Below are 3350 nucleotides of genomic sequence, written 5' to 3'. Positions count from 1 at the left end.
CCGCAGCACTTCTGGCGTCAGGGTTTTGGGCGCCGCGATGAACAGGCTTTCGCTCAAGACCTTCACCTTGCTGCAGACGGTAACCTCCGTCGGCCTCTCGGCGCTGGCCCGGATGGTGACGGGCGTGCGTCCGATCTGGAACGGCAGCCTGCCCTCCGACCGCCAGCGCATCTATTTCGCCAACCACACCAGCCATGGCGACTTTATCCTGCTGTCGGCCTGTCTCAGCGAAAGCGAGCGCGCGATCACCCATGCTGTTGCCGCAGGCGAATATTGGGGGAAGTCGCGGCTGCGCCGCTTCATCGCGCAGGACATGCTGTCGTCGGTGCTCATCAACCGGCAGTGGACGAGACCTGAGGAAAACCCGATCGAGATCATGCTGTCGGTTCTCGACCAGGGCCACTCGCTGATCCTGTTTCCCGAAGGCACACGCAACATGACCGAAGAGCCGCTGCTGGCCTTCCGCTCCGGGCTCTACAATCTGTCGACGGCGCGGCCTCAGGTCGAGCTGATCCCGTGCTGGATCGAGAACATGTCGCGCGTGCTGCCCAAGGGCCAGTTCCTGCCGGTGCCGCTGCTGTGCCGCGTCGTCTTCGGCGCGCCGGTGGCGATCGGTCCGGGCGAAGAACGCCGCGCCTTCCTCGAACGCGCCCACGCCGCGCTTCTGGCGCTCAACCCGCGTCCCGAGCGAGACGATTGATGCGCCACGAAATCTCCATTCTGATCATCGGCCTGCTGGCGGTTTTGACCACCGCCAGCATCGTCGCGACCATCCTTTCGGCGCGAGCGCCGAAGCCGCTTAGCTCAACGCTGGTCAATCTCAGCCAGCGGATCAACGCCTGGTGGGTGATGGTGGCGCTGATGACGGTCGCCTTCTTCTTCGGGCGTTACGGGATGACCATCCTGTTCGCTCTGATCTCCTTCGCCGCGCTGCGCGAATTCGTGACGCTGACGCACACCCGCCGCAGCGACCATTGGGTGCTGCTCGGCATGTTCGGCATCATCATACCGTTTCAATATTGGCTGGTGTGGACCGCCTGGTACGGGCTCTTCGTCATCTTCATTCCGGTCTATTGCTTCCTGCTGATGCCGGCCATCACGGCGCTGCATGGCGACACTGAACGCTTCCTCGAGCGCATCGCCGCGCAGCAATGGGCGGTGATGATCTCGGTCTATTGCGTCAGCCATGTCCCTGCCCTGCTGACACTCGAGGTGCCGGGCTTCGAAGGCCGCACCCTGCTGCTGATCGCGTTCCTGATCATCGTCGTGCAAGGCAGCGACGTGCTGCAGTACATCTTCGGCAAGCTGTTTGGAAAACACCGTTTTTCGCCGAACGTCTCGCCGTCGAAAACCTGGGAAGGGCTGATCGGCGGACTGGTGTCGGCGAGCCTGCTCGGCGCGCTGCTATCCTTCGTGACACCCTTCTCGCCGCTGCAGGCAGCAGCCGTGGCCTTCGTCGCCTGCTCGATGGGATTTCTCGGCGGGCTGGTCGCCTCGGCCATCAAGCGCGATCAGGGCGTCAAGGACTGGGGCCATCTGATCGAAGGCCATGGCGGCATGATGGACCGCACCGACAGCCTGGTCTTCGCCGCCCCGGTGTTCTTCCACATCGTGCGCTATTTCTGGACGGTCTGAGCCGGCGGCCTGTTGCAAGAGCGGTTCATTGGCGCGCTCAGAGCCGGTTTTGGATCAGCATGGTGACGACGAAGAACGCGCCGACGGAGCTGGTGATGATGCCGATCGGCAGCTCCTGCGGCAGCAGCAGCGTTCGGGCCAGAAGATCGCTGGCCAGCAACAGCACCGCGCCGGGTCAGTTTGGAAGCCGTTTGACACCCTTTTTCATACGCCGAGATAGCGGTCCTGAATTTCTGGCGTCAGCGCCTCGGGCGTGCCTTCGAAGACGGTCATGCCCTTTTCCAGAACGAAGCAGCGGTCGGCCACAGGTAGAAGCTCGGCAAGCGTCTTGTCGACGATAAGGATCGACTGTCCGCTCGACTTGAGCTTGCGGATTGCTGCCCAGATGTCCTGGCGGATCACAGGTGCCAGACCCTCGGTCGCCTCGTCCAGAATGAGCAGGCTCGGATTGGTCATCAACGCGCGGCCGATGGCTACCATCTGCTGCTCGCCGCCCGACAGTGTACCGGCATATTGGTCGCGGCGTTCGCCGAGACGCGGAAACAGCTCGACAACTTTTTCCAATGTCCACGCGCTGCCGCGTGCTGCGGCCAGCAGGTTCTCCAGTACGGTCAGATTGGGAAAGCAGCGCCTTCCCTCCGGCACCAGACCCAGGCCAAGGCGCGCGATGCGGTGCGGGCGCATGCCGGCGACTTGGCGGCCGCCAAAGCTGATCGAGCCTGAGCGCGGTTTCGCGAGGCCGAGAATGGAATTGATCGTCGTCGTCTTGCCCATGCCGTTGCGGCCCATGAGCGCCACGACCTCACCCGCCCTGACGTCGAGCGAGACGCCGAACAGCGCCTGCGATGCGCCGTAGAAGGTTTCGACGCCGTTGAGTTCCAGCAGGCTCACGCAGTTTCTCCGAGATAGGCCCGGCGCACTTCGGGATCGTTGCGGATCTCGTCCACCGTGCCGGTGGCGATGACGCGGCCATAGACGAGGACCGAGATACGGTCGGCAAGCGCGAAGACGGCATCCATGTCGTGTTCGACGAGCAGGATCGGCGCTTCGTGGCGCAGGCCGTCGAGGAATTTCGTCAACGCTTTCGATCCGTCTGGCCCCATGCCGGCCATCGGCTCGTCGAACAAAAAGGCCTTCGATCCAAGGGCCAACGCAATGGCGATTTCGAGTTGACGGCGTTCGCCATGCGACAGCTCAGCGGCTGGCACGTAGGCGCGCCCGGCAAGGCCGACGCGCTCCAGCATCGCCATCGCCGGTTCTGTCAGGCTCTTGTCGCTCATCACGGGGCGTAAGAAGCGGAAGCTCGTTCCCTGGCGTGCCTGCACCGCCAGCATCACATTGCGCAGCGCGGAAAACTCCTGCGCGAGTGATGAGATCTGGAAGCTGCGGCCGAGCCCAAGCCGCCCGCGGGCCGCCATGTCGAGCCCGGCCATATCCTGGCCGAGAAAGCGGATACTGCCGCTGTCTGGCCGGAGCGAGCCCGAGATCTGGTGGATCAGCGTGCTTTTACCGGCTCCATTGGGGCCGATCAGCGCGTGGATTTCGCCCGGCTTGAGATCGAGGCTGACGCCGTCGGTGGCCTTCAGCGCGCCGAAAGTCTTTTTGAGATCGCGTATTTCGAGGACCAGCTCAGCCATGACGCGCCTCTCCAGCCAAAAGGCCAAGCAGCCCGCCGCGCGCGAACAAAACGACGCCGAGCAGGATCAGGCCAAGGA

General features: G+C 63.6%; 4 protein-coding genes and 1 pseudogene. 2 read left to right on the top strand and 3 right to left on the bottom strand.

Features of this window, described 5'->3' with window-relative positions; all coding sequences use genetic code 11:
• Positions 1-37: 37 nt before the first annotated feature.
• Positions 38-700 (top strand): lysophospholipid acyltransferase family protein, encoded by a 663-nt coding sequence (locus EN906_RS27905; RefSeq protein WP_127267052.1) that lies wholly within the window; start codon positions 38-40, stop codon positions 698-700.
• Complete coding sequence (locus tag EN906_RS27900; protein ID WP_127267053.1) at positions 700-1635, top strand: phosphatidate cytidylyltransferase; 936 nt, start codon at positions 700-702, stop codon at positions 1633-1635. Before EN906_RS27905 ends, EN906_RS27900 begins: the two co-directional genes overlap by 1 nt.
• A gap of 37 nt (positions 1636-1672) precedes the next feature.
• On the opposite strand, the pseudogene EN906_RS27895 reads toward EN906_RS27900, so the two are convergent.
• The 3 genes and pseudogenes from EN906_RS27895 to EN906_RS27885 form a co-directional block, all read right to left on the bottom strand.
• Positions 1673-1807, bottom strand: a pseudogene (locus EN906_RS27895) (iron chelate uptake ABC transporter family permease subunit); the annotation flags it as partial.
• Between the two features lie 32 nt (positions 1808-1839).
• Positions 1840-2526: an ABC transporter ATP-binding protein gene (locus EN906_RS27890; RefSeq protein WP_127271619.1), complete on the bottom strand. Its 687-nt coding sequence runs from the start codon at positions 2524-2526 to the stop codon at positions 1840-1842.
• Positions 2523-3272 (bottom strand): ABC transporter ATP-binding protein, encoded by a 750-nt coding sequence (locus tag EN906_RS27885; RefSeq protein WP_127271621.1) that lies wholly within the window; start codon positions 3270-3272, stop codon positions 2523-2525. Before EN906_RS27885 ends, EN906_RS27890 begins: the two co-directional genes overlap by 4 nt.
• Positions 3273-3350: the final 78 nt, after the last annotated feature.

It is taken from the genome of Mesorhizobium sp. M7A.F.Ca.CA.004.06.1.1 (assembly GCF_003999135.1).
In the GTDB taxonomy this organism is placed as follows: domain Bacteria; phylum Pseudomonadota; class Alphaproteobacteria; order Rhizobiales; family Rhizobiaceae; genus Mesorhizobium.
This window is presented reverse-complemented; position numbering and strand designations above follow the sequence as displayed.

Bases quoted from the DNA above. Each gene is read 5' to 3' on its own strand.
- EN906_RS27905 (WP_127267052.1), top strand. From the start codon at position 38: ATGAACAGGCTTTCGCTCAAGACCTTCACCTTGCTGCAGACGGTAACC.
- EN906_RS27900 (WP_127267053.1), top strand. From the start codon at position 700: ATGCGCCACGAAATCTCCATTCTGATCATCGGCCTGCTGGCGGTTTTG.
- EN906_RS27885 (WP_127271621.1), bottom strand. From the start codon at position 3,272: ATGGCTGAGCTGGTCCTCGAAATACGCGATCTCAAAAAGACTTTCGGC.